Origin of the sequence: Massilia atriviolacea (genome assembly GCF_003953935.1) — a bacterium.
Taxonomy (GTDB): Bacteria; Pseudomonadota; Gammaproteobacteria; order Burkholderiales; family Burkholderiaceae_D; genus Telluria_A; species Telluria_A atriviolacea.
The window spans coordinates 1-491 of sequence record NZ_RXLQ01000075.1; the positions used below are offsets into that span (position 1 = coordinate 1).

Genomic DNA, 491 nt, shown 5'->3' on the forward strand with positions numbered 1-491 from the left:
CGGAGCGCCGGCCAGATGTTCCGACCAGAAGCCGGTCTGTTGGTCGAGCACTTCGCCTTTCAACCAGCCACGCTGCCATGCGGCGTAATCGGCATACTGGATCGCCAGCGGCGGCAGCGGGTCGGCCTGCTGCGCGCTGAAGGCGGCGTACAGTGCGCTGACTTCGCGCACCAGCACGCCCATCGACCAGCCATCGGAAATGATGTGGTGCTGGGTGACCAGCAGAATATGCTCGTCGTCGCCGACGCGCAGCAGGCGGCCACGGATCAACGGACCGGTGGCGAGGTCGAATGGCGCGCGCGCTTCCTCGGCCAACGCCGCTTCGTGGCCGTCCATGCCGCGCAGGTCGGCATGCGCCAGTGCGAAGCCCTGGTCGACGTCGCCGATGACCTGAACCGCCTCGCCATCGATGGTGCGGAAGCTGGTGCGCAGGCTTTCATGGCGGGCCACGATGCGGTCCAGCGCGGCCTGCAGGGCCGCCGAATCCAGCG

General features: G+C 68.2%; 1 protein-coding gene. It reads right to left on the reverse strand.

All coding sequences use genetic code 11. The features are described 5' to 3' along the window. Positions 1 to 491, reverse strand: a 491-nt coding sequence (locus tag EJB06_RS31610; RefSeq protein WP_164558117.1) for a condensation domain-containing protein, incomplete at both ends; no start/stop codon positions are given.